The organism is Lelliottia sp. F153, assembly GCF_002870005.1.
Classification (GTDB): domain Bacteria; phylum Pseudomonadota; class Gammaproteobacteria; order Enterobacterales; family Enterobacteriaceae; genus Enterobacter; species Enterobacter nimipressuralis.
This window is the reverse complement of record NZ_PKFT01000012.1, coordinates 49,783-74,550: the sequence shown is the minus strand read 5'-3', so window position 1 is coordinate 74,550 and position 24,768 is coordinate 49,783. Positions and strand designations below refer to the sequence as shown.

The 24,768-nt window shown below is 55.6% G+C and carries 25 protein-coding genes; 14 read left to right on the top strand and 11 right to left on the bottom strand.

Going from position 1 to position 24,768, the window contains the following annotated elements; all coding sequences use genetic code 11:
• Nucleotides 1-102: 102 nt before the first annotated feature.
• Genes flgM through F153LOC_RS19820 form a run of 4 tightly spaced genes read left to right on the top strand, consistent with a single transcriptional unit; the run spans nucleotide 103 to nucleotide 2,618 of the window.
• Nucleotides 103-375 carry a flagellar biosynthesis anti-sigma factor FlgM gene (flgM, locus tag F153LOC_RS19835; protein WP_100778025.1) on the top strand — a complete coding sequence of 91 codons (273 nt, stop codon included), beginning with the start codon at nucleotides 103-105 and terminating at the stop codon, nucleotides 373-375.
• A gap of 2 nt (nucleotides 376-377) precedes the next feature.
• Complete coding sequence (locus tag F153LOC_RS19830) at nucleotides 378-815, top strand: flagella synthesis protein FlgN (protein ID WP_100778026.1); 438 nt, start codon at nucleotides 378-380, stop codon at nucleotides 813-815.
• Nucleotide 816: 1 nt separating this feature from the next.
• Nucleotides 817-1,950: a hypothetical protein gene (locus F153LOC_RS19825; RefSeq protein WP_102105606.1), complete on the top strand. Its 1,134-nt coding sequence runs from the start codon at nucleotides 817-819 to the stop codon at nucleotides 1,948-1,950.
• A 2-nt stretch (nucleotides 1,951-1,952) separates the two neighbouring features.
• Entirely contained in the window at nucleotides 1,953-2,618 is a 666-nt protein-coding gene (locus tag F153LOC_RS19820) for a glycosyltransferase family 25 protein (protein ID WP_102105607.1), read from the top strand.
• Between the two features lie 161 nt (nucleotides 2,619-2,779).
• Here the strand turns inward: F153LOC_RS19820 and F153LOC_RS19815 are convergent, their stop codons facing one another.
• The 9 genes from F153LOC_RS19815 to F153LOC_RS19775 are packed head-to-tail and all read right to left on the bottom strand — an operon-like array spanning nucleotide 2,780 to nucleotide 11,758.
• Nucleotides 2,780-3,718 carry a hypothetical protein gene (locus tag F153LOC_RS19815; protein WP_102105608.1) on the bottom strand — a complete coding sequence of 313 codons (939 nt, stop codon included), beginning with the start codon at nucleotides 3,716-3,718 and terminating at the stop codon, nucleotides 2,780-2,782.
• A 34-nt stretch (nucleotides 3,719-3,752) separates the two neighbouring features.
• Nucleotides 3,753-5,132: a glycosyltransferase family 2 protein gene (locus tag F153LOC_RS19810; protein WP_233210378.1), complete on the bottom strand. Its 1,380-nt coding sequence runs from the start codon at nucleotides 5,130-5,132 to the stop codon at nucleotides 3,753-3,755.
• A 1-nt stretch (nucleotide 5,133) separates the two neighbouring features.
• A complete protein-coding gene (fliJ, locus tag F153LOC_RS19805; protein ID WP_102105610.1) occupies nucleotides 5,134-5,577 on the bottom strand; it encodes a flagellar export protein FliJ in 444 nt (147 codons plus the stop codon).
• 6 nt (nucleotides 5,578-5,583) lie between these two features.
• Nucleotides 5,584-6,903 carry a flagellar protein export ATPase FliI gene (gene fliI / locus F153LOC_RS19800; RefSeq protein WP_102105611.1) on the bottom strand — a complete coding sequence of 440 codons (1,320 nt, stop codon included), beginning with the start codon at nucleotides 6,901-6,903 and terminating at the stop codon, nucleotides 5,584-5,586.
• Complete coding sequence (gene fliH, locus F153LOC_RS19795; RefSeq protein ID WP_102105612.1) at nucleotides 6,896-7,642, bottom strand: flagellar assembly protein FliH; 747 nt, start codon at nucleotides 7,640-7,642, stop codon at nucleotides 6,896-6,898. Before fliH ends, fliI begins: the two co-directional genes overlap by 8 nt.
• A 2-nt stretch (nucleotides 7,643-7,644) precedes the next feature.
• Entirely contained in the window at nucleotides 7,645-8,679 is a 1,035-nt protein-coding gene (locus tag F153LOC_RS19790; protein WP_100778034.1) for a flagellar motor switch protein FliG, read from the bottom strand.
• Nucleotides 8,648-10,321, bottom strand: a complete 1,674-nt coding sequence (fliF, locus tag F153LOC_RS19785; protein WP_102105613.1) for a flagellar basal-body MS-ring/collar protein FliF — start codon at nucleotides 10,319-10,321, stop codon at nucleotides 8,648-8,650. Before fliF ends, F153LOC_RS19790 begins: the two co-directional genes overlap by 32 nt.
• Before the next feature lie 10 nt (nucleotides 10,322-10,331).
• Nucleotides 10,332-10,706 carry a flagellar hook-basal body complex protein FliE gene (fliE, locus tag F153LOC_RS19780; RefSeq protein WP_100778036.1) on the bottom strand — a complete coding sequence of 125 codons (375 nt, stop codon included), beginning with the start codon at nucleotides 10,704-10,706 and terminating at the stop codon, nucleotides 10,332-10,334.
• Nucleotides 10,707-10,726: 20 nt separating this feature from the next.
• On the bottom strand, nucleotides 10,727-11,758 hold the full coding sequence (locus F153LOC_RS19775) for a sigma-54-dependent Fis family transcriptional regulator (protein WP_100778037.1): 1,032 nt from the start codon (nucleotides 11,756-11,758) through the stop codon (nucleotides 10,727-10,729).
• Nucleotides 11,759-12,244: 486 nt separating this feature from the next.
• Here F153LOC_RS19775 and F153LOC_RS19770 point away from each other — a divergent pair, with 486 nt between their 5' ends.
• Genes F153LOC_RS19770 through F153LOC_RS19740 form a run of 7 tightly spaced genes read left to right on the top strand, consistent with a single transcriptional unit; the run spans nucleotide 12,245 to nucleotide 18,539 of the window.
• A complete protein-coding gene (locus tag F153LOC_RS19770; RefSeq protein ID WP_100778038.1) occupies nucleotides 12,245-13,126 on the top strand; it encodes a FliM/FliN family flagellar motor switch protein in 882 nt (293 codons plus the stop codon).
• Nucleotides 13,119-13,520: a FliM/FliN family flagellar motor switch protein gene (locus F153LOC_RS19765; RefSeq protein ID WP_100778039.1), complete on the top strand. Its 402-nt coding sequence runs from the start codon at nucleotides 13,119-13,121 to the stop codon at nucleotides 13,518-13,520. The genes F153LOC_RS19770 and F153LOC_RS19765 overlap by 8 nt, the downstream gene beginning before the upstream one ends.
• A complete protein-coding gene (fliP, locus tag F153LOC_RS19760; RefSeq protein WP_100778040.1) occupies nucleotides 13,517-14,269 on the top strand; it encodes a flagellar type III secretion system pore protein FliP in 753 nt (250 codons plus the stop codon). The genes F153LOC_RS19765 and fliP overlap by 4 nt, the downstream gene beginning before the upstream one ends.
• Before the next feature lie 2 nt (nucleotides 14,270-14,271).
• Nucleotides 14,272-14,544, top strand: coding sequence for a flagellar biosynthesis protein FliQ (fliQ, locus tag F153LOC_RS19755; RefSeq protein WP_100778041.1), 273 nt, complete (start codon nucleotides 14,272-14,274; stop codon nucleotides 14,542-14,544).
• A 5-nt stretch (nucleotides 14,545-14,549) separates the two neighbouring features.
• A complete protein-coding gene (gene fliR, locus F153LOC_RS19750; RefSeq protein WP_100778042.1) occupies nucleotides 14,550-15,323 on the top strand; it encodes a flagellar biosynthetic protein FliR in 774 nt (257 codons plus the stop codon).
• Nucleotides 15,320-16,456 (top strand): flagellar biosynthesis protein FlhB, encoded by a 1,137-nt coding sequence (flhB, locus tag F153LOC_RS19745; protein ID WP_369804828.1) that lies wholly within the window; start codon nucleotides 15,320-15,322, stop codon nucleotides 16,454-16,456. The genes fliR and flhB overlap by 4 nt, the downstream gene beginning before the upstream one ends.
• Entirely contained in the window at nucleotides 16,443-18,539 is a 2,097-nt protein-coding gene (locus F153LOC_RS19740; protein ID WP_100778044.1) for a flagellar biosynthesis protein FlhA, read from the top strand. Before flhB ends, F153LOC_RS19740 begins: the two co-directional genes overlap by 14 nt.
• A gap of 81 nt (nucleotides 18,540-18,620) precedes the next feature.
• On the opposite strand, the gene F153LOC_RS19735 is transcribed toward F153LOC_RS19740, so the two are convergent.
• A complete protein-coding gene (locus F153LOC_RS19735; protein ID WP_232730997.1) occupies nucleotides 18,621-19,553 on the bottom strand; it encodes a lysozyme inhibitor LprI family protein in 933 nt (310 codons plus the stop codon).
• Nucleotides 19,554-19,781: 228 nt separating this feature from the next.
• On the opposite strand from F153LOC_RS19735, the gene F153LOC_RS19730 reads away from it, so the two are divergent.
• Nucleotides 19,782-20,030 carry a hypothetical protein gene (locus F153LOC_RS19730; protein WP_100778046.1) on the top strand — a complete coding sequence of 83 codons (249 nt, stop codon included), beginning with the start codon at nucleotides 19,782-19,784 and terminating at the stop codon, nucleotides 20,028-20,030.
• Between the two features lie 227 nt (nucleotides 20,031-20,257).
• Nucleotides 20,258-21,019: an EAL domain-containing protein gene (locus tag F153LOC_RS19725; protein WP_102105614.1), complete on the top strand. Its 762-nt coding sequence runs from the start codon at nucleotides 20,258-20,260 to the stop codon at nucleotides 21,017-21,019.
• A gap of 149 nt (nucleotides 21,020-21,168) precedes the next feature.
• On the opposite strand, the gene ssb1 is transcribed toward F153LOC_RS19725, so the two are convergent.
• Nucleotides 21,169-21,696 (bottom strand): single-stranded DNA-binding protein SSB1, encoded by a 528-nt coding sequence (ssb1, locus tag F153LOC_RS19720; RefSeq protein ID WP_100778048.1) that lies wholly within the window; start codon nucleotides 21,694-21,696, stop codon nucleotides 21,169-21,171.
• A gap of 246 nt (nucleotides 21,697-21,942) precedes the next feature.
• Between ssb1 and uvrA the strand changes: the two genes are divergently transcribed.
• On the top strand, nucleotides 21,943-24,765 hold the full coding sequence (gene uvrA / locus F153LOC_RS19710; protein ID WP_100778050.1) for an excinuclease ABC subunit UvrA: 2,823 nt from the start codon (nucleotides 21,943-21,945) through the stop codon (nucleotides 24,763-24,765).
• Nucleotides 24,766-24,768 lie beyond the last annotated feature (3 nt).

Genomic DNA, 24,768 nt, shown 5'->3' with positions numbered 1-24,768 from the left:
GCCCTGAGTGCGTCGCTTTACAGGGGTATGGAGATCGGAAACGTTTTTTCCGCCCACTGAACAGCTGACGCAACCTGCACAAACAAGAAGATGGAGTAAGCGATGAAAGTGACATCCCCCCAGTACGCCATGACGAGCGCGATTAATCAGTCCAGTGCGACGGCACAGACTCGCACCGCAGGTGCTGAGGAGATGAAAGTTGCACGCACCACCGCGATTGATCCGGTTCTCGGTGATGCGCAAACGCAGCTGGCAAGCCTGCCAGAAGTGGATATGGCTCGCGTCGCCAGTATGAAAGAGGCTATCGCCAGCGGGAAAATCAGCGTCGATCTCGATGCTCTGACAAGCGCGATAGAGCAATACTATCAGAGGTAAAAATGAGTAACGCCGCACAGAGCGTCAGAACGCTGATTCAGGGCATGGTCGACGATCGCAACCATTACAACCAGCTAAAGACCCTGCTGACGGATCAGCGTCAGTTCCTGATTGCGCGTAACGCGCAGGCACTGGAGACGCTGAACGCCAGCATTTTCACGGTGTATGAACAGCTTCTGGAAAACAGCAAGCAGCGCTATCAGCTCCTGACCCGGCTCGGTATCCCCGCCGGGGCGCACGGCCTGCGCACGCTCTTCACCCGCCTGCCCGCCGCCAATCAGTCGCAGCTCAACACGCTCTGGGATTCGCTGGAGCAAGCAGCCGCAGAATGTAAAACGCTGAACGACAGCAATGGCATGGTGCTGGCGATGCAGCAGGAGGTTCTGCAAAACCTGTTTAACGTAGGCGAGCCGGAGAACTGGCTTTATCGGCAGGTGTAAGATGATTGGTTTTTACATGGAAACCATCGAGAACGCGCAATTCTACTCGCGCGTGATCAACGCACTGCCCGCCGAGGAGCAGCAAGAGATCGTAGCCATTTCCCCCTGGGAGCCGATCTCGGCTTGGCTCAGTGAAAATCTCAGCAACGTTGCGCTTTGCCCTATTTCCGGGGAGATAAACCTCCCTTCGCCGGAGGCTTTTCAGCAACAAAAACCGGTGCTCTTTAGCCGCATCGACAGCGATATCCGTGGCTCACGCGAATTTTTGATTCAGAAACTGGAATATCAGCGCTGCTGGAATATTTATCTTTATATCCTGCTTCAGCTGATGAACAAGCCGGAGCTGAACAGCATGCGCAAGATGATCCTGTGTTCAGGCAATGGCCTCGCTGAACAGCCCGCCACGCTCTTTTGCCACCAGCGCAATATCACGACACGTTACGTAGAACTCTCGAATTTCCCCAACAAAGTATTTATCGATCCGACTGGCTCCAATGCCCGGTCCGCGCTGGCCCTGAACCCGGAATGTCTTGATGCGCTGCCAGATGTAGCGGAAGATTTCCACACGCAGTGGATGGCAGAGTACGAAGCCGAAAAACGCCAGCCGCCGCTCCAGGCACGCAATAATCCGTGTGAAAAATTAATCAGTGAGATTTCCCAGGATCGCGTTCTGGGCAGACGGGGCGATTTCCTGTTTTTGCCACTTCAGGTCTCCTATGATACGCAGCTGTGGCTGAATGCCGATCTGCGTAACGAAGATGCAATCCGTCACGCCAGCCGGGCCGCGCGTCAGGAAAAACGCGATTTGGTCGTCAAAATTCATCCGGCGGAAACAGTGCCGTCTGAACTGGTGAATATTGCCAGACTCCAGCAACGCTACGGCTTTAAAATCACCCAGGAAAATACCGTCGATCTGATCAAAGCCGCTGCAAGAGTCATCACCATCAACTCCACCGTGGGGCTTGAGGCGAAGCTCTATCGCAAGCCGGTAGAGGTGCTGGGACGGGCGTTTTATCAGCATTTCAGCCACGAGCAGCTCAAAAAATACCTCCATCGCTATCTGTTCACCGGCATCGAAGCCCGGGCAGATACAAGCATTCCAGTGGCGATCGCACGCGCATTTATCAGGCACTGACAATGAACGAACCAATTAACTGGGATGCCTTCTCCCGGATTGTCTATATCAATCTGGCCCACCGCCGCGACCGTAATGTTCGCATGAAACGTCAGCTTCGCGAGCTGAACGCGCCGAAAGAAAAAATCATCCGCTTCGAGGGGATCAAAGCCACGCCCGGTGCCATAGGGTGCGTGAAATCGCACATCGCCGTACTGGAGATGGCGATAGCGCAAGACTGGGACGATGTGTTGATTCTGGAAGATGACTTTGAGTTTTGCCGCGATGCGCAAAGCATCACCCGGCTCAATGCCTGGTTAACCAGACTGAGCACGCTTCGCTGGGATGTTGCCCTGCTGGCGGCGAATTATCAGCACGTTACGCCGCTTAAAAGCGTTGAGTATCTGCTGCGGGTGAACCGGGCCTGGTGCTCATGCGCGTACCGGGTGAACCGCCATTACTTTACGACACTGCTCGATAATTTTCGCCAGAGCCTGACCTTGCTGGAGCTTGAAAACCCACCGCCGCATGCGGTGCTGGATGTGAACTGGTGGCATCTAATGATGAAAGATTGCTGGCTGGGGCTTTATCCTTGCGCCGGTTTTCAAATCCAGGATAAAAGCGATATCGAACAGTCCATAGTCGATTATCGCCCGCTATTCTTTAAATCTTTGGACGCGATTTCGTAAGGGCGACGGTAACTCTGTCGTGATCAGCAGAAGCCTGACCCACAATAACCCTCTGTAGAGAAAGAGAAAAAACATAGACATCAAAACGTTATTTCATGGTTTTGATGTCTATTTAAATTAAAAGGCTGAACGGCTAACGTTAATAGTGACGGCCTGGAACATCAAATCAACGACAGCCCACACAGCAACGTGTAATCCGCAGAATTCGCCCCCTTCCACACATTTCCGCTCTGCCAGTTAAACCACGCGCTAAACAGCGCCACCACATCGTTGTGGGTGAGCTGAGCGTTGTCTTCGAGCCACATGGCGCACAGCATTTTCAGCTGAAACATCATGCGGGTCAGGGACATCAGCACATCACCGTAGTTGTCGGCGTCGGGGCCTGGCAGACATTCGCCATACAGTTTATAGATCAGGGCGTTGCGTAGGATATGCGGCTGTTCGTTCAGCAGGGCGTTGCGCGCGGCACCGGCTTCCAGCTCGCGTAAGCGATCCTGCAGACGGGCAGGCTGCATCACCGCCAGCTCGCTGAGCTTCAGCATCATGCTCATTTTCTGCATTGCCGGCAGATTGAGGGTCAGACGCATCGCGCCCATCTGCTCCAGCGCTTCCACGCGATTCACCTCAATCGGCGGCAGAAGGCGCAGCTGTTCGTCGAGGATGCCGCGCTCCGCCAGCGCCGCAAGCTGCTCGCCCATCTCCAGCAGCTGGTGCGGCTCGCACTGATCGCTGTCGAGATAACGCTGCGCTTTACTGAGCAACACGCCGATGGCGTACAGGCTGCTCTCCAGCGTCAGCGCCGGATGGACCGCCAGGTTGATGCACTGCTGGTTCAGGGTTTCGTCCCAGGCGCTCAGCCCCAGCTCGCTCTGCGGCCGGGTCGTTGAGGTATGCAGAACAAAGGCCTGCGGGTTGAGCAGGATCTCGCGGGCCGCAGTCTCGCAGCCCGCGTCGAGGCTGTCGCGCTGCTGGTTTTTCAGCTTCACGTGAGTGACGGGCCAGTCGTCCGTACGCCCCTGACAGGCAGGGCATTCGCAGGGCCGTACCCGCTCGGCAAAGCGGACGACATATTCGGGTTGGTAGTGCTCAATCAGTTCCATAGGGTACTCCGGCCGCTGGAGTGGCGGCCCTTCTTCATTGAAAGTTTTTGCGAAAAAACCAGTGGGTGCAATCGATACGCTTCCCGCTTTCGCGGTCGGATATCTCGGGTAAAAAAGCAAAGCTCGGCTGCAGACCAAGCCAGCAGCGGGCCTGCATGAGCGCAGGCCAGCATTCATCAAGAGTGAGCTGTTGCGCGAGGGCCTGGCGGTAGCACGCCAGTAGCTCGGGGATGTATTCGCCGTTGACGGCATACGCGCAGCCGCAGTCACCGCGCGCGATGCGGGCCACGCCCGGCAACGCCTTGAGAGGTGAAATACGCTGATAGCGCGCCCCCAGCATCACCACCTGCCAGTCGATATGAGCCAGGCGGGAAAGGAGCTGGTTTACCGTTTTTATCGACATCTCTTTGCGCACGTATTTCACCGACGCATCCACCAGCACCACGCTTTGCCACTGCTCGTGCATCGCCGTGTCCAGCACCTGGCAGTGGGACGTCAGCTCGTCCTGCCCGTCGCGGGCAAAAGGCACCAGCTGTTGCGCATCGAGTCCAAGCGCGACCAGCGCCTGACGCTGATGTTCAAGCTCATCGGGCTGGTCATACAGCACCGCCACCTTATCGAACGCCGACCACTGCACGGAGGTGCTGAGCGGGGCGTGGCTCAGGCGGCGATAGTGGTTCAGCAGATTGCGATCGGAGACGAAATCTTCCAGCGTCAGCGCCGTAGGCTGGCTGGAGCCGAGCACGAAATCTTTGTCGTAGGTGTTGGCACTGTGCGAAATGCACAAAATCGCCTCGCGGGGATCGATTTGCAGCACCGGCGCGGTGAAGTTGTTCAGAAACACCTGCTCTTCCGCCAGCCTCGCGGTGTCTTCATAGCGATGGTTTTTCAGGAAGTGGCGGTGATAGGCAAAGGTGCCGTTCAGGGCGTGGTGGGCGCCAAACGAATGAGTGCGATAGATTTTATCGAGATGGCTGTACCAAATATAAATGGTGTCGCTGCCGGAAAAAAGGGCGTTGTTGCGCTGCATCTCGCCCACTTGCGCGCTGATTTTGTTCGGCGGGTAGTAGTCGTCATCGTCAAAGCAGACGATGTACTCCCCTTTGGCCAGCTCGTTGAGTTTGTTGCGTTTTTCACCGAGATCCAGCCGCTCCGGGCTGTGGATATAGCGCACATTGTCCACGCGCGCATCGACCATCATGGCGATCAGATCTTCGTTGCTTTGCGCGGAATCGTCGAGGATCACCAGCTCGCGTTTATCGGCCGGATAGTCCTGATACTGAAAGAGATAGAGCAGATAGGGCAGGAACGCCCGGCGCTCCCACGTCGGACAAATCACGCTGACAAACGGGAATTCGGTGATTTTTTTCTGCTGCTGGCGTTTGAGCAGCGACTGCATCAAATTAGTAGCCATCTTATCGCTGCCGCTGGGCCTGTTGTTGTCTTAACCAGCACTGCGCGGAGACGGCGTCAGTGACTTTTTGCTCGCGGCGCTCCTGCGCCTGGCGCAGGTCCTGTCGACGACCATCGAGCACCAGTTCGATGCTCTTTTCCCGGCGCGATTCCGCCAGCAAATTCCCCTGCAATTTTTGCGCTTCGACTGTCGCGAGCGCCTGCTCCTGCCGCTGCCAGTCGATCACTCGCTGGATATTGCGTTTGTAGAACGACTGGTTGTGGAGCATGGTCGCGCTGCCCTGCATCTCCGGCGTGCTGTGGTTGACGAGGTTCGACAGGGCGTGAATGTTCTTCTCCAGGCGCTGGCACAGCTGCTGCTGGGTGGCGAGTTTGCTGCTGAGATCTTTTACCGCGCGGTTGCGCAGCACATGGAGTTGTTCGAGGGTCTGAATCAGTTTACTCATCGTCGATTATCCTGCTTTCGCCAGTACGTTGAGATCGGAGATGGTTTTTTCGAGCAGCGCCGCATCCTGCACTTCCTGCTGCAGGAACCGGGTGATCGCCGGGGCGAGATTGACCGCTTTATCGGCCATCGGATCGGCGCCCGCCACGTATCCGCCCAGCGGGATGAGCGGCTTGATGCTCTGGTATTCGGCGTACAGCTGCTTGAGGGTGCGCGCCGAAAGCTGGTGTTCGCGCTCCGTCACCTGGCTCATACAGCGGCTGATGGATTGCCCGATGTCGATGGCCGGGTAGTGGCCCGCTTCCGCCAGATGGCGCGACAGGACGATGTGCCCGTCCAGCACCGCACGGGCGCAGTCGACTATCGGGTCCTGCTGGTCATCGCCTTCTGCCAGCACCGTGTAGATTGCGGTCATTGAGCCGTGGCTTTCGCTGTTGCCCGCGCTTTCAACCAGTCTCGGAATCATGCCGAATGCCGATGGCGGATAGCCTTTCGTGGCGGGCGGTTCGCCCAACGAAAGGGCGATTTCACGCTGCGCCATGGCGTAGCGGGTTAAGGAGTCCATCAGCAACAGGACGTCTTTACCCTTGTCGCGGTAGTAGCTGGCGATGGTGTGGCACAGCTCCGTGGCTTTGATACGCATCAGCGGCGATTCGTCGGCTGGCGCGGCGACGATCACCGATTTGCGCCGCCCCTCTTCCCCCAGCGAATGTTCGATAAACTCTTTTACTTCGCGCCCGCGCTCGCCGATCAGCCCCACCACCACCACATCGGCCTGGGTATAGCGGGTGATCATGCCGAGGAGCACGCTTTTGCCAACGCCGCTTCCCGCCATCAGCCCCACTCGCTGGCCTTTGCCGATGGTCAACAGGCCGTTAATCGCCCGCACGCCCACGTCGAGCGGCGCGGCCACCGGCTGACGCCGAAGGGGATGCACCTGCGGGAGTTGCTGCGGCAGTACCGTGTCGCCGGAGAGTTTGCCTTTGTCGTCAATCGGCTCGCCGAGGCCGTTCACCACCCGCCCGAGCCACTGATCGCCAATCAGCACCCCCTGCTGTTTATCGGCGGGATAAACGCGCGCGCCCGCCATCAGGCCGGAGGGCTGTTTGAAGGGCATCAAAAAGGTTACGTCGCGATCGAACCCGACCACCTGCGCCTCGATAAACTCCCCTTCGGCGCTTTCGACCTGGCACAGCTGGCCGACAGCGAGACGGCACCCGACGCACTCCAGCAAAATGCCCGCCACGCGCACCAGGCGCCCGGCCACGCGGGCGAGGTTGATGTTGTCGATGGAGCGCAAAACCTGCGCGAAATCGGTGTTACTCATCGCGGGATTCCGGCAGCAGCGTCTCTTTCAGCACGTCCATGCACTGGTCCAGCCGGTGCTGGCAGCCCACGTCCATTTCAGTGGTGTTGGTCACCACGCGGCATTCACCGGGGGCCAGATCGGGGTCCGCCATTAGCCCCCACTGGGCCACTTTTTCCGGTTCGGCTTCGCTGATGCGGCGATGTTCTTCGCTGTTAAGCATGACGTTGATCTGCTCGGGTTGCTGGGGCAATGCGCTCAGCGCTTCCTCCACCAGCGTCAAAATCTGCGTAGGATGGAGGGTCAGTTCACAGCGGATCACCTGCCGGGTCACTTTCTCCACCAGCTGTAATAACTCCTCGCGGCGACGTTGTTCGTAGTTCGCCATGAAGGTTTCCATCGACTGAATGATCTCATCCAGCGGATGGGCCGCGTCGAGAAACTGCTGGCGCGCCTGGGTTTTCCCTTCGGATCGCCCTTTCCGCACGCCTTCGTCAAAACCGAGGCGCAGCCCCTCCTGATATCCCTCTTCTTTACCCTCTTCCATACCCTGGGCAAATCCACGGTTCAGGCCGTCCTGAAATCCCTGCTGAAGCTGCTCCTGTATCGCCGCGCCGTCAGCCGCAGCGGGAATATCATCCGCCACGCTGTGTGCCGGGCGGCGTTTACGCAGCGGCGGGAATTTGTACAGGCGCGGTTTGATCACCGCCTGTCGGGTCGGGGTCAGGGCGCTTAAGGGTAAGCTGTGCTTTTTAAACATGGTTACTCCATGGTCTGTTCGGCAAACAGTTGCACCTGAATCTCACCCTCTTCCGCCAACTGACGGACGGTGGCCATGATCTCTTTACGCACATGATCGACGCGGCTCACAGGAACCGGACCCAGACGCGTAGTGGTGGATTGCAGCAGGGTAACCTGGCGTTTCGGCATAACGTTGAAAATGGTCTGGCGCAGTACCGGCTCGGTGCCTTTCAGGGCAACCGCCCACTCTTCGATGGAGATCTCCTCCATCAGACGTTGCAGCGTGGCTGGCGTCTGGCGACTCAGGATGAAGAACTCGTACATCTCCTCTTCCAGCTCCTCCACTACGCCCGCATCCCGTTCGCGCAGCTGATCGAGCAGTTGCTGCTGGTTGGACGGAATACGGTTGACGATATTGGCGGCATGTTTGATGCCGACCACTTTCGAGCCGTGCTCGGACAGCACCGCCACGCCGCGTTCGATCAGGCGATCCAGTTCGTCAATCACGTCGCGGTTAACGTCATCGAGGCGCGCGATACGCCAGACGATTTCGTCCTGACGCTCCTGCGACAGGGCGCTGAGCACGCTAGCGGCCACGTCCGGCGGCAGGAAAGCGAGGAATACCGCCTGTAACTGGAGGTGCTCCTGCTCAATCAGCGCTGCCAGTTGCGGCACGTCGACCCACTGCAGACGCGCCATGCGGTGGCGGATCTCGTCCCCGTAGATACCGTTGATCACGCTGCTGGCGATTTCGCCGCCCAGCGCTTTCTCCAGAATGCTGCGCAGATAACTGCGCGAGGCGCCGTTGATACCGCTCTGCTCGCGGTAGTCGTCAAAAAAGTTGTTCATCGCATAGCGCGCGTGGTCCACCTTCACGCCGTGCAGCCGCGCCATGGTGTCGCTGAGTAAAATCACTTCATCACGGTTCATCTTCTGCATCAGCTTTGCGGCAGCTTCTTCGCCCACACTGAGCAACAGAATGGCGGCCTGCTCCAGGCGGCTGCGTCCACTTTTGACGCTACCTTTACTGCTCTTGTTTATTAGGTGTTCGCTCATTGCTGTTGATCCATTGTTTCAGTACTTCAGCCATACGTTCGGTTTCGTTTTCCGCCAGCATTTGCAGGTATTCCACCTTGGTTTCAAGGCCAGAACTGAGTGGCGGCAAGTCGGTATCTTGATTGAATGCCGGTCCTGGCAATCCGGTCAGGCCGTTTTCGGTGGTGACCAGCTCATTTTCCGGTGCGTCGTCCAGCCCTTTCGCTTCAATCGCATCGATGGCAGGCGTATCGCGGCGCGCCAGGCGCTGAGCCAGAGGACGCACGCCAAACAGCAGGGTTAACAGCGCCAGCAGGCCGATACCGCCCATTTGTCCCCAGTATTGAATGGACGGGTCTTGCCACCACTTCAGCACCGGCAGGCCGTCGCCCGTGATATCAACAAAGGTCAGACGGTCGAGGGTCAGGGAGTCACCGCGATCTTTTTCGATGCCAGCGGCGTCCTCGACCAGCCGCGTCAGCGTGGCGAGCTGTTCCGGCGTCATCGAGGCGAGAGACGGCGCGGCCTGATTCAGGGCCACTGCCACGCGCAGTTTCTCCAGCTTGTAGCCGGGATGACGGATGTGGCGGATATCGCGATCGAAGGCAAACTTACGCTGCTCCTGGGTGCGGTTGGTGAGGGAGCGCGGATCGCTGGTCTGGGTTTGCGTGGTCTGCTGCTGCGCGTCAGGTGCCGTGGCGGCTGCCGGTGGCGTCACCGGACGGTTACTGAGCGAGCCAGGAATGCCCATCGCCAGCTCGTTGGTGGTGTTTTCGCGGGAGATATTCTCGTCGCTGACCAGCGGATCTTTGCCCAGGCGCTCCTGGGTCTCTTCGACGCTGCTCATGTCCACGGACGGCGTCACGCTGATGCGGTAGTTTTCGCTACCAAACAGCGGTGTCAGCAGCCCGGCGATATTACTGGTGGTTTCGTGTTTGATACGCTCAATCACATCGCGCCCCTGGCGGATGCTGGCCATATTGGTGGTGCCCTGCTGGCCGTTCTCCGACAGCAGATTGCCCGCCTGATCCACCACCCGCACGCTGTTTGCCTGCATGCCCGGCACGCTGCCGGCGACCAGTTGGACAATCGCGGCGACCTGCTGCTCATCCAGATGTTTGCCGTAGCGCAGTTGCAACATCACCGAGGCGCTGCTCTGCGGTTTGTTGGTCATCACAAAGGAGCTGGATTCGCTCAGGCCGAGATGCACGCGGGCGCTTTCCACCGGGTCGAGCGCCATAATGCTGCGCGCCAGTTCCCCTTCGAGGCTGCGTTTGTAGCGAACGTTCTGCACAAACTGGCTGCTGCCGAGCATCTCCTCTTTGTCCATCAGCTCGTAGCCTTCCGGCATCACCGCCGTAATCCCTTTCGCCGCCAGCGCCATGCGTGCACGCGGGAGCTTGTTTTCCGGGATCAGGATCTGGCCATTGTCGGGGTTTATGCGGTAGGCAATCGCCTCTGCGCCCAGAACTTCCACCACCTGCGCCACGGGAATATTTTCCTGGCTGCCGTACAGGGCCACATAGCCCTGATTGCTGCGCCACAGGGAGAAGACGATCGCCCCCACCAGCAGCAAGCCACCTGCGGTAATCAGCCACTGGGGTTTCAGCCGCCCGGCAGGCAAGGGTAAAGCGGAGAGTTTTTCTTTTAACTTATTCAGCACGGAGGAGACCTTAGAGCGGAGTATTCATCACTTCGTCGAGCGCAGTGGTGAGTTTGTTGCGAACCTGCATCATGGCGGAGAAGGCCACGCTCGCCTTCTGCGATTCGATCATCGCACCAGCCAGATCGTCGCTCTGTCCCATTTCAATCGCTTTTTGCTTTGCTCCGGCAGAGTGCTGGACCGCATCGACGTTATCGATCGCGTTATTCAACACCTGCGAAAAGGAGAGATTGCCTGCGCCCGCCACGTCGGGAAACGACGCACCGGGGGCGATCATCTGCCCCTGATTCACTGCGCCAGACGCCGCCATCGCGGCCGTATTGTGCATTTTGTCCAGCATCGCCTGTTGGCTGGCGTGAAGACCGATAGCGGTAATTTTGTCCATTGGTTAAGTCCCTTATGCGGTTACGAGTAGCAACCGGCATCAATGCCTTCTTCACGCATTGACGCCAGTCGATAGCGCAGCGCGCGCGGGGTGATACCCAAAAAAGCCGCCGTTTTAGATTTGTTGCCGTTGTGACGTTTGAGCAGTTCGAGGATGTACTGGAACTCCGCCATCCGGCCATGAAGCTTCACGTTGCTCATCGCGCTGGCCGCGCTCTGCTGCTCGCGGTAGGCGGGCATGACGTCGAGGTCAGGCATTTCGACGGTAGGAATCATCACCGGCAGGCCAAAATCCACCGCCGTGATCTCTTCGCCGTTGCTCAGAATCATGCCGCGCTGAATAACGTTCTCCAGCTCACGCACGTTGCCCGGCCATTCGTAAGCCAGCAGCGCGTGACGCGCTTCGTCGCTCAGACGAATATTGCCTTTATGGAAGGCTTTATATTTGGCAATAAAACGCAGCGCTAAAGGAATAATGTCCTGACGGCGTTCACGCAGCGGGGTGATATGAATGGGTACGACGGAAATACGGTAAAAGAGATCCTGACGAAAACGCCCTTCGGCAATTTCCTGCTGTAAATCTTTATTGGTGGAGGCGACCAGACGAATATCCAGAGGAATACGTTTATGGCTGCCGAGACGCTCAACTTCCTGCTCCTGCAAAACGCGCAATAATTTCGCCTGCAGGGCTAACGGCATATCACCAATTTCATCGAGCAATAAGGTTCCGCCATTCGCCTGTTCGAATTTACCGGCAACGCCTGTGACCGCTCCGGTAAAAGCACCTTTTTCGTAGCCGAATAAAATTGCCTCAAGCATGCTTTCCGGAATGGCCGCACAGTTCACGCCAACATAAGGCGCATCGGCACCTAATGCATTCTCATGAATATAGCGGGAGATACACTCTTTTCCTGTTCCGGTCTCGCCAGTAATAAGTACCGATACATTATATTTAGCCACGCGACGCGCTAATGAAAATACATTGACGCTTTCTGGTGCGCTGGCAACAAATCCATTTTCATTTTGGGCTTCATGTTCAATAACAATACTCATAACAACTCACCAACAATTTAATCAATTCATTAACCTGAAACTGCTGCACAGATATTCCGCCGCCTGGCGCGGATATTTATAAATGCATAATTTCGATATGGGTTACGAAAGTCACCGGATACAGTGAAGCATCGGAATTCATGACTGAAGCGCAGTATATCGGTGCGGGGTGAGATGTCTTGTTTTTAATGGGTATTAAAATATTAATCTATAAATATCATAGAGTTACAAAAGTTATTAATCTTAATAAGCGCCTGTAAAATAAGGAATTAATAACCCGGACAATCTTGTGCCGATCGTCTAAAAAGAGTCTAATTCTTGTCCTTAATAAACTGTGTGCGTCTGGATTTATCTCTGGCTGGTTATCCCTCCTGAATAGATAAAGCGGCACCGTTTTAAGAAACTTAAATTATTTTAGAACCGATTAGCGTTTTTTGTTTTATCTCTGACGCTTTACGCTTATCACTCTTTTTATGCGGAAGAACTATGCAAGCAGCTCCTCAGCGAATCAGAATCTACCCACGTCAGGCGATTCCCGACATGGTGAAGCTCGATGTGAGCAAGCTCGGTCGCCCATGGCATAAATTACCCAAGTTAATGAATGACAGCTTCGATATCTTTGATTCGCGCCTGAGCATTTATTTTCTTAAAAAATTGCGGGTAAATGTCGCACTGGAATCGATGACGTTTGCGATTGACCAGACGCATAAAAACACCCAACTTTTTTCCACGCCGCTCGGTTCCATTGCCTTTAGCATCGAGCGCTCATTACTCCTGCACATTCTTCATGACTATTATGGCCTGGGGAAAGAGAGCGGTAATATTTCACCGGACACCAGCCAACCGGTAACCAAAACAGAAGATCGTCTTAAAACAAAAATCGGGCTGGATCTCACCCGTTTGCTGATTGATAAAGAGACTTTTGGCCAGGACCTCGAAATTAAAAGCGACAACACCACCATTATTAATCAGTGGGCGTGGTGCGTCACTTTTAGTCTCGAAGGGTATGAGCACGGCAGTTTTACGCTGTTATTTGATAATCAGCACGTCGATCACATGTTGATGAATTTGCGCGACCCGCTGACGGACAGCCACGCTGGCCCTAAACCCACGCCGGACCGTTCGCAGATCGAACGTCTGTTTTACAGCCTGCCGCTAAAACTGAGCGGCAAAGTCGCCAGCCTGAATTTAACCGTCGCCCAACTGGCCAAGATCAAGCCGGGCGACATCATCCCTATGAGCATCAACGATCCCGTTCCTGTGTATATCGGGAAAGAGCAGATTTTTGACGCCAACATCGCCGAAGACCACAGCAAGTTATTCCTCTGTGGATTTAACGACAGAACCATCGAGAAGCCTTATGAGTGATCTGCAACAAGAATTGAGCCAGTCCCTGGATTTCAGCGATCTCAACCTCGGCGATATGCCGCGCGAAGAGACGGTTGAAGGCAATATCCGCCTGGATATTCAGGAACAACCTGAGACGGCGAGCGGCATCGACGACCTGCGCAAAATGGCGCTGTTCAGCCGCATTCCGGTCACCCTGACCCTGGAAGTGGCGTCGGTCGAGATTTCGCTGGCCGACCTGATGACCGTCAACCATGACTCGGTGATTGAGCTGGATAAAATGGCCGGTGAAGCGCTGGACATCAAAGTGAACGGCATTCTGTTCGGTAAAGCCGAAGCGGTGGTGTTGAACGATAAATACGGCCTGCGCATTCTGGAGTTCAACAGCAAAGAACTGGGTGAACTGACGCGATGAAACCGCTGCTTCGCGCCGTGGCGCCCGCGCTGCTGTTTGCCGGGCTGCTCTTTTCACCGCAGCTGTTTGCGGCGAACGGCGATATTACGCTCTTTAGCTCGGCCACCACCGACGGCGGCCAGGATTACAACGTCAAAATTGAAATCCTGATCCTGATGACCCTGCTGGGGTTGCTGCCGGTGATGGTGCTGATGATGACCTGCTTTACGCGATTTATCATCGTGCTGGCGATTTTGCGACAGGCGCTCGGGCTGCAGCAAAGCCCGCCGAACAAAATCCTCACCGGCATCGCGCTGGCCCTGACGCTGCTGGTGATGCGCCCGGTCTGGACGACGATTTACGATGAGGCCATCGTGCCGTTTCAGAATGATGAAATCACCATGAAACAGGCGTTTGGCAAAGCGGAGACGCCGCTGAAGAACTACATGCTGGCGCAAACCAGCAATAAAGCGATGGCGCAGATGATGGATATCGCCAAAGTGACGGGCGATCCGCGCGAGCAGGATCTGACGGTGGTCACCCCCGCGTACCTGCTGAGCGAGCTGAAAACCGCCTTCCAGATTGGCTTCATGATCTACATTCCGTTCCTGGTTATCGACCTGATTGTCGCCAGTATTCTGATGGCGATGGGGATGATGATGCTGTCGCCGCTGATTGTATCGCTGCCGTTCAAGCTGATGCTGTTTGTGCTCTGTGACGGCTGGACGCTGATTGTCGGCACCCTCACCTCCAGCGTGCAAGGGGTATAGCCATGGTCACGATGGATATTGCCGGTGACATCATGGCGAGCGGCATCAAGCTGGTGCTGATTATCTCGGCGGTGGCGATTGTGCCGAGCCTGATCGTCGGCCTGTGCGTCAGTATTTTTCAGGCGACCACGCAAATTAACGAACAGACCCTGAGCTTTCTGCCGCGTCTGCTGGTGACGCTGGCGGTGTTGATCATTGGCGGCAAATGGATGCTGACCCAGTTAGTCGACTTTACCGTCAACCTCTTTCACCAGGCGGCGGCGCTGGTGGGCTGACGGCCATGGGCATCGATATTCTCACTCTGATAAACCCGCTGATGGCGCTCGTTCTGCCGTTTGTGCGCATTCTGGCGTTTATCCACTTTTGCCCGGTGCTGGATAACCGCGCCTTTAGCAAACGCATCAAAGCGGCGCTCGCCCTCGCGCTGTCGGTGATTATCACCCCGATGCTGCCGGAAAAAGTGCTGCTCACCGGGCTGCTGTCGGTGCGTACCCTTCTGCTCATCGGAGAGCAAATGCTGTGGGGCATGCTGTTTGGCATGGCAATGCATTTGGTGTTTGTCGCCCTGCAGACCGCCGGACATATTCTTTCGATGAATATGGGCCTCGGGATGGCGATGATGAACGACCCGGTCAACGGCAGCTCGACCACCGTGATTTCGCAGATTATTTACACCTTTTGCGCCCTGCTGTTTTTCATTATGGACGGGCATCTGCTGGTGGTGACGATTCTGTTTAAAGGCTTTGTCTGGTGGCCCATCGGTCAGGCGATTAATAAACCGACATTATTATTAATCGTACAAAGCCTGGGCTGGATAATGTCTGCTGCGACATTAATCGCCCTGCCCACCACCTTTGTGATGTTGATTGTGCAAGGGGGGTTTGGCCTGCTGAACCGCATCTCTCCGACCCTGAACCTGTTCTCGCTCGGCTTTCCCATCAGCATGCTGTTCGGCCTGCTCTGTATATCAATGATGATGACCAATATTCCCGACCACTATCTCAACCTGACCAATGAAATTCTGGCCAGGCTCGAAGCCGTAAGGAGCCACTGATGGCCCAGGGCGGAGATAAGAGCGAAAAACCCACCCCCCAGAAACTGCGCAAAGCGCGGGAAAAGGGCGATCTGCCGCGCTCGAAAGACCTGACCATGGCGGTGGGGCTGCTGACCTCGTTTATTACCTTGAGCAGCTTTTTCCCCTATTACCAGCAGCTGATTACGGAATCTTTTACCTCGGTGGGAATGATGGCCGGGCGGCTGGACGATAGCGGCGCGCTGAGCCAGTTTCTGATGCTCAACGTCTCGGTGATCTTGCGCTTTATCGCCACCCTCGCGCCGATTCCACTGGCCTGTATTGTGGCGAGCCTGATCCCCGGCGGCTGGATTTTTACGCTGTCGAAGCTGAAGCCCGATTTCAAAAAAATCAGCCCGATCAGCGGCGTAAAGCGCATGTTCGCCGCCAGCCATTATGTGGAAGTGGGCAAGATGATGCTCAAGTGCGGGGTAATTCTGGCGGTGCTGTATTCGATGGTTCACAGCTCCCTGAATCCGCTGCTGCATCTGCAGCGCCTGAACCTCAACCAGGCGATCCACGCCGGTTTTGGCATTTTTCACCATGTGCTGATCTACTTCATTTCGGTGATTGTGATTTTTGCTCTGCTCGACGTGCCGCTGACCAAATTCATGTTCACCAAAAAGATGCGCATGACCAAGCAAGAGGTGAAGGAAGAGTACAAAAATAACGACGGGAATCCGCAGATCAAGGGGCGTATCCGCCAGCTCCAGCGCCAGATGGCGATGGGGCAGATTAACCGCACCGTACCGGAAGCGGACGTGATCATCACCAACCCGACCCATTTCGCGGTGGCGCTGAAATACGATCCGAACAAAGCAGAAGCCCCGTACATCGTGGCGAAAGGGGTCGATGATATCGCCCTCTACATCCGTGAAGTGGCAAGCCAGCACCAGATTGAAGTGGTGGAGTTTCCGCCGCTGGCGCGAGCGGTTTACCACTCCACGCGCGTTAACCAGCAAATTCCGGCCCAGCTTTTTCGCGCCATTGCGCATGTGCTGACCTACGTCATGCAGCTCAAATCCTGGCGCACCGGCCAGCTTGAGGCCAAACCGAACCTGAACAAACAGATCAACATTCCTAAAGAGGTATTAAAAACCCATGGCGAACAGTAAGTCACAGCAAATGCTTGCCATTCTCCGTCAGGGCCGCATCGGCGTACCGATATTACTGCTCAGCGTGCTGGCGATGGTGATGTTGCCGTTGTCTCCGCTGATGCTGGATATTTTGTTTACCTTCAACATCGTGCTGGCCGTGACGGTCCTGCTGGTGGCGGTAAACATGCAGCGTCCGCTCGATTTTGCCGTGTTCCCGACGCTCCTGCTGATCACCACCCTGATGCGACTGACCCTGAACGTCGCCTCCACGCGCGTGGTGTTACTCCACGGCCACGAAGGGGAAGGTGCAGCCGGTAAGGTGATCGAGGCCTTTGGACAGGTGGTGATCGGCGGCGATTTCGTTGTCGGCTTTGTCGTATTCATCATCCTGATGATCATCAACTTTGTGGTGGTCACCAAAGGGGCAGAGCGTATTTCCGAAGTATCGGCGCGTTTTACCCTTGATGCCCTGCCCGGTAAACAGATGGCGATCGACGCCGACCTGAATGCGGGACTGATTAACCAGAAACAGGCGCGCGATCGGCGTAAAGAGGTGTCGAAAGAGGCCGACTTCTACGGCGCGATGGACGGGGCCTCGAAGTTTGTCCGTGGTGACGCCATCGCCGGGATCATGGTGCTGGTGATTAACGTCATCGGCGGGATCTGTATCGGTATCTTCAAATACGATCTTGATGCCAGCCACGCGTTCCAGCAGTACGTTCTGCTGACCATTGGTGACGGCCTGGCGGCGCAGATCCCTTCCCTGCTGCTGGCGACCGCCGCAGCGATTATCGTGACGCGCGTCAGCGACGGCGATGACGTCAGCGATGAGATCAAAACCCAGCTGCTGGCCAAACCGCATGTGCTCTACACCGCCGCCTTCGTCATGTTTATTCTGGCGATTGTCCCGGGTATGCCACACATCGCGTTTCTGTGCTTCACCGGTTTACTGCTGTTTGCCGCCTGGCGGCAGAGCAAAGTGGTTAAACCCGCCGAAGAAGAGACGGATTACGAGGCGATTACCGATGCACTGGGCCAGGATGTCGCGCCTGCCATCAACTGGGAAAGCATTCCGCTGGTGGAGCCGATTGGCCTGAATCTGGGGTACAAACTGGTGACGCTGATTGACTCGGCAAAGGGCAGCCCGCTGTCGCAGCGTATTCGCGGGGTGCGCCAGGTGGTGTCTGAGCAGTGTGGCGTGCTGCTGCCGGAGATTCGCATCCGGGAGAATTTCCGCCTCAAGCCTGCGCAATATGCGATTCATATCAACGGCATCCGCACTGCGCTGGCGGAGGTGTACGCTGAAAAACTGATGGCGATTCCAGGGGCGGAGCTGTACGGCGAAATCGACGGCGTGCTGGATACAGATCCGGCGTACGGCATGGCGATCGTCTGGATCGATCCGGAACAGAAAGCCAATGCGCTGAATCTGGGTTATCAGGTAGTGGACTGCGCCAGCGTGGTCGCGACGCATGTCAATAAAGTCGCCCGTGAGCATCTGCCGGAGCTGTTTAATTACGACGATATTACCCATCTGCACGCCCGTCTGGCGCAACAGGCACCGAAGCTGGCGGAGGATTTGTCGAACGCCCTCAACTTTAGTCTGCTGCTGCGGATTTACCGCCAGCTGCTGCTGGAGCAGGTGTCACTGAAAGATATCGTCACCATTGCCTCGACGCTGCTGGAAAGCTCGGCAGTGACTAAAGATCCGATCCTGCTGACCTCCGACGTGCGTTACGCCCTGCGTCGCGCCATTATTCATAATATCAATGGTGACCGGCAGAAGCTGGCGGCCTACACCATTGATAACGCGCTGGAGAATATGCTGCTGGGCGCGCTAAATCAGTCTCAACAGAGTGGAAAAGTGGCGCTGGATAGCTTCCCGGTCGACCCGAACATTCTGACGCAGTTGCAGAACACGATGCCGATTATTCAGGAGCAGATGAAAGCGAAAGGGATGCCACCGCTGCTGCTGGTGACGCCGCAGCTGCGACCATTGATTTCACGCTATGGACGTCTGTTTGCCAGCAATTTGAATGTGCTGTCGTATAACGAGGTGCCGGATGACAGTGATTTGACGATTGTGGGGACGTTATCGTAGTCCGTGATGAATGCCCGGCGGCACTGCGTGAGTGGTGTTGTCAGCCGGGCAAGCGCTGCGTTACCCGGCATTTCCTGCCAGTTAATCATCCAAAAAACGCAGTTTCCATCCGGCGAGGGTGCGCGGCATATGACGCTGATCGCTACCGTCGGTGCTGTAATAGCTGAACATCAGGCCACCCCCTTTCGCTGGCGAAATCAGCCCGGCCCAGATTTCCCCTTTCGGCGTGTACATCACGATAGCCGTGTGTTTGTTTGCCGCGCCTTGCACCCACATGGAGATCACGCGGGCACCGATGTTGTCGATATCATTCTGATAAATATAGACGTTCGCGCTGTTGACGAAGTTCTGGTAATCGTCGCCGACCAGCGTGCGGAATTTGTCGTCGAGGGCGGCATCCTGGAAGATCCCGAGGGTGAGCAGCGTCGCTTTGGGGCGCGGATCGTGTTCCGCCATCTGATAAGCGCCATCGAGGAATACTCCGGCTGGCATCGACATGCGGCAGCCCCAGTCGGAGTTACTGTAAACCTGGAGGGAACCGTCGTGTTTGGGGATAAGCAGCAGTTTGCAGTTGTTGGTGTCCACCACCTTCTCGACCACCAGCATCCCGTAGAGTTTGCGCGCCTCGGCGGTGAATTCATCTTTGTTTAGCCCCGCCCAGGCACGAATATCCAGCGTCTCGCTCCACTGTGCACTGCGACTGAACTGGATCACCCCGCCGCTCATATTGGGTGCCAGCATGTTCCACCATTTGCCTTCCCACTTAAAATCGCGGTTAACGTTGGAAATCCCACTGATCCCGGCGTAGTACGCACGTTCAATGCAGACGGCAGTTGTGCATTTTTCCAGCAGCTTTTCCCAGTGGAGATACTCTTTATCGTTTGCCGCCAGACCATCCTGATGAATCGCCTGCTGATAAACCACCGACAGGGTGCTGTCGAGCCAGTGCAAGTTGTCGTTATTACAAATCGTATTTTCCAGCGGCGTGACGGCTCTTTGGCAGTTCACCGCCATGGCGCTGCTGCTCAACATTAGCATGAGGCAAAACAGAATGCGGCGAGAGATCATAATTGCTCAACTTTCATCCAATAATAGCTCTATTGTGGCGAATGCCTCCCCACTTTGCAATATAAACCCATTCAGGGTATCTATATTTATAATTAATGAGAATGAGGTGTTAAGTTTTGTTGTTATTTTGTCGCAATATTAAAAATGGGATGATTAAATTATGGATACTTAATAATGAAAATTGACAGTAGTAATTTGACCATGGCAACCGTAGCCGCCTACGGATCGCAAACAGAATCCTCGCGCAGCCCCTTAGGTATAAAACGCTCCAGTGGAAATGCATGTCCGCAAAGCGGTTACTGGCGAATAGATAATCCTGCGGTGACCAATGTGGTAAATGTTATAAAGGGTGACACGATGCCCTGGCAAAATGGCTACCCCGTCACCTGGAAACTTATCGAATACGATTTAAAGAACGAATGACGTTATTGTTATTCACCCTATGGGAAATTTCATTTCCAGATGTAAAACAATAAAATTTCCCATAATATTATTCTTTCCCGTTTCAAACGTTTTTCCGTATTTATACTTCCTTCAGAATGCAGTAATACACTGGCTCATACCGCAGCGCCACATTGTTGCCCTTCCTGTTTAAGTCTGGCGCAGAGTGTGTCGCTTTGAACGGGTAACGTTATGGTGATGAGGCTGGCATGGAAAAAAGTACACATTTTGTTGTTCAGTGTGTCGAAAAAAACAAGCTCGATGCTGGTATCGATTTTGTTATTCAACCCATTTTCGATCTTTCGCGCTTCGCCTGTATAGGCGGTGAAGTTCTGGTGCGCGGCACCCATCGGCGCAATATCGTGCCACCGAATTGTTTTATCAGCCAGCTGGAAGAGACGGGCGGAATTTTGCCGATGGGTGATTATGTTATGGCCCAGGCATTTAAATTTATCGCCAGACAGCCGCAGGCGTTGCGGGAAAATCCGCTTTTTACCCTGAATATTTCTCAGGTACAGTTGAACGATGCCGAATTTTCGGCGCGCGCGTTAGACATGATGCAGCAAAATAATCTGTCACCGCGAAACTTTATTTTTGAAATTACGGATATCATCGATACGCCGGAAGAATCTGTCTGCCAAAATCTCGACCAGCTGAGCGAAGCCGGCATTCAGCTCGCCTGGGATGGTATTGATAGCCTGGAAACATTGAAATCACGGCTCGCTATCTGGACGACAGACTATATTAAGCTCGACAGAAGTTGTCTGACTGCCGGAAATATCGAAAAGACGTTTTTAATGCTGGATTATATCAATGAGATTGATATCGATGTCATTATTGAAGGCGTGGAAAATTACACGCACGTCTCCGCAATGCTGCGCCACGGTGTGAAATACGGACAGGGTTTTCTCTTCTCCCGCCCGATCAGTAAAGAGCATTTTCACCAGGAGTATATGCAGCCCGAACGCTAGCCATTTTCCCTGGAGAGATAAAAAACAAAAAGCCCCAAAAAGGAGCTTTTGCGTTTTATCACCGGGCGGTGCAGCGCTTCTCTGGCCTGCAAAATGATGAGCAGGCCAGTGCAAACAGCGTGCCGCCAGGCGACAGCACGTTCTGAGTCTTAGAACGGGATATCGTCGTCGAAATCCATTGGTGGTTCATTAGACGGTGCTGGAGCAGACTGCTGCTGCGGACGAGACTGCGCGCCGCCGCTGAACTGATTGCCGCCCTGTGGCTGCTGAGGCTGACCCCAGCTACCCTGCTGCTGCTGGCCGCCGCCTGCAGGTGCGCCACCGCCCTGACGGCCACCCAGCATCTGCATGGTGCCGCCGACGTTTACCACAACTTCAGTGGTGTACTTTTCTGCACCGGACTGATCGGTCCATTTACGGGTACGAAGCTGACCTTCGATATACACCTGAGAACCTTTACGCAGATATTCACCAGCCACTTCTGCCAGTTTGCCGAACAGCACAACGCGGTGCCATTCAGTCTGCTCTTTCATCTCACCGGTCGCTTTATCACGCCAGGATTCGGAAGTAGCCAGCGTAATGTTGGCAACTGCGCCACCACTCGGCATGTAGCGTACTTCCGGGTCCTGGCCCAGATTACCGACGAGAATCACCTTGTTTACGCCTCTGCTGGCCATGATTGTGTCTCCTGAATACGTTTCTTAATAGTGTAAACGCGCGAGTGTACCATTTCCACGGTGCAATTTGATAGCTGCGACCGCGATTCCACAGAACTCACGCTACCTAAACATTGTTGCACATTAAATCGGAACCTGCTTTCCAATACTGTATATTAAAACAGGTCAGATTGTGTCATAATTAGCCGTTTCTGCCGTTTGTCCTTCAAACAAACCAGGCATCCGAGTCTCTACCGGGAAAGGTGAATGGATAAGATCGAAGTACGGGGCGCCCGCACCCATAATCTCAAGAATATCAACCTCATAATCCCTCGCGACAAGCTGATTGTCGTGACCGGGCTATCGGGTTCTGGCAAGTCATCTCTGGCTTTCGACACCTTGTATGCCGAAGGACAGCGTCGTTACGTTGAATCGCTCTCCGCCTATGCGCGTCAGTTCCTGTCACTGATGGAAAAGCCGGACGTCGACCATATCGAAGGGTTGTCGCCTGCCATTTCCATTGAGCAGAAATCAACGTCCCACAACCCGCGTTCTACGGTCGGTACGATTACTGAAATTCATGACTATCTGCGTCTGCTGTTTGCCCGCGTGGGCGAGCCGCGCTGCCCGGATCATGACGTGCCGCTGGCCGCGCAAACCGTCAGTCAGATGGTGGATAACGTGCTGGCGCAGCCTGAAGGCAAACGCCTGATGCTGCTGGCGCCTATCATTAAAGACAGAAAAGGCGAGCACACCAAAACGCTGGAAAACCTGGCAAGCCAGGGCTACATCCGCGCGCGTATCGACGGGGAAGTGTGTGACCTTTCCGATCCGCCGAAGCTGGAACTGCAAAAGAAACACACCATTGAAGTGGTGATTGACCGCTTTAAAGTGCGCGACGATCTCACGCAGCGTCTGGCCGAATCGTTCGAAACGGCGCTGGAGCTGTCGGGTGGGTCCGCTATCGTCGCGGATATGGACGATGCGAAAGCCGAAGAGCTGCTCTTCTCCGCGAACTTTGCCTGTCCGATTTGCGGCTACAGCATGCGCGAACTGGAACCGCGTCTGTTCTCGTTTAACAACCCGGCTGGCGCGTGCCCTACCTGTGATGGTCTGGGCGTGCAGCAATATTTCGATCCGGATCGCATCATTCAGAATCCGGAGCTTTCGCTGGCGGGTGGCGCGATTCGCGGCTGGGATCGCCGTAATTTCTACTACTTCCAGATGCTGAAATCCCTGGCCGAACACTATAAGTTCGACATCGAAGCGCCGTGGGCGAGCTTAAGCCCGAATGTTCATAAAGTGGTGCTGTCAGGTTCCGGCAAAGAGAACATCGAGTTCAAGTACATGAACGATCGCGGCGATACTTCCGTGCGCCGCCATCCGTTCGAAGGCGTGTTGCATAACATGGAACGCCGCTACAAAGAGACCGAGTCCAGCGCAGTGCGCGAGGAGCTGGCGAAATTTATCAGCAACCGCTCCTGCACCACCTGTGAAGGGACGCGTCTGCGCCGCGAGGCTCGCCATGTCTTTGTCGAGAACACGGCGCTGCCGACCATCTCAGACATGAGCATCGGCCATGCGATGGACTTCTTCACCAATCTTAAGCTCTCCGGCCAGCGCGCGCAGATTGCGGAGAAAGTGCTGAAAGAGATTGGCGATCGCCTGAAGTTCCTCGTGAACGTCGGCCTGAACTATCTGTCACTTTCTCGCTCAGCGGAGACCCTCTCCGGCGGCGAAGCGCAGCGTATCCGTCTGGCAAGCCAGATTGGTGCAGGTTTAGTCGGGGTGATGTACGTGCTGGATGAGCCGTCCATCGGCCTGCACCAGCGCGATAACGAACGCCTGCTCGGCACGCTGATCCACCTGCGTAATTTGGGTAACACGGTGATTGTGGTCGAGCACGACGAAGACGCAATCCGCGCCGCAGACCACGTCATCGATATCGGCCCTGGCGCGGGTGTGCATGGCGGCCAGGTGGTAGCCGAAGGGACGCTGGCCGACATCATGGCCGTTCCGGAGTCATTGACCGGGCAGTTCATGAGCGGCAAACGCAAAATCGACGTGCCGAAGCAGCGCGTTGCGGCCAACCCAGAGAAAGTGCTGAAGCTGACTGGCGCGCGCGGCAACAACCTGAAAGACGTCACGCTGACGCTGCCGGTCGGGCTGTTCACCTGTGTCACCGGGGTGTCGGGTTCCGGTAAATCGACGCTGATTAACGATACCTTGTTCCCGATTGCACAGACTCAGCTGAACGGCGCAACGCTCGCCGAGCCAGCACCGTATCGCGACATTCAGGGCCTGGAACATTTCGATAAAGTGATCGATATCGACCAAAGCCCGATTGGCCGTACGCCGCGTTCAAACCCGGCTACGTATACTGGCGTCTTTACGCCTGTACGTGAACTGTTTGCCGGTGTTCCTGAATCACGCTCGCGCGGGTATACGCCAGGACGTTTCAGCTTTAACGTGCGCGGTGGCCGCTGTGAAGCCTGTCAGGGCGACGGTGTGATCAAAGTTGAAATGCACTTCCTGCCGGATATCTACGTGCCGTGCGATCAGTGCAAAGGCAAGCGCTATAACCGCGAAACGCTGGAGATTAAGTACAAAGGCAAAACGATCCACGAAGTGCTGGATATGACCATTGAAGAGGCGCGTGAGTTCTTCGATGCGGTGCCTGCGCTGGCGCGTAAGCTGCAAACGCTGATGGACGTGGGGCTGACCTACATTCGTCTCGGGCAGTCAGCGACAACGCTCTCCGGCGGTGAAGCCCAGCGCGTGAAGCTGGCGCGTGAACTGTCGAAACGCGGCACGGGCCAGACGCTGTATATCCTGGATGAGCCAACCACCGGCCTGCACTTTGCCGATATCCAGCAGTTGCTTGAAGTGCTGCATCAGCTGCGCGATCAGGGCAACACCATTGTGGTCATTGAGCACAATCTGGATGTCATCAAAACCGCCGACTGGATTGTGGATCTCGGTCCGGAAGGCGGCAGCGGCGGCGGTGAAATCCTCGTCTCCGGTACGCCAGAGACAGTTGCCGAGTGCGAAGCCTCGCACACCGCGCGCTTCCTTAAACCTCTTCTGTAATCC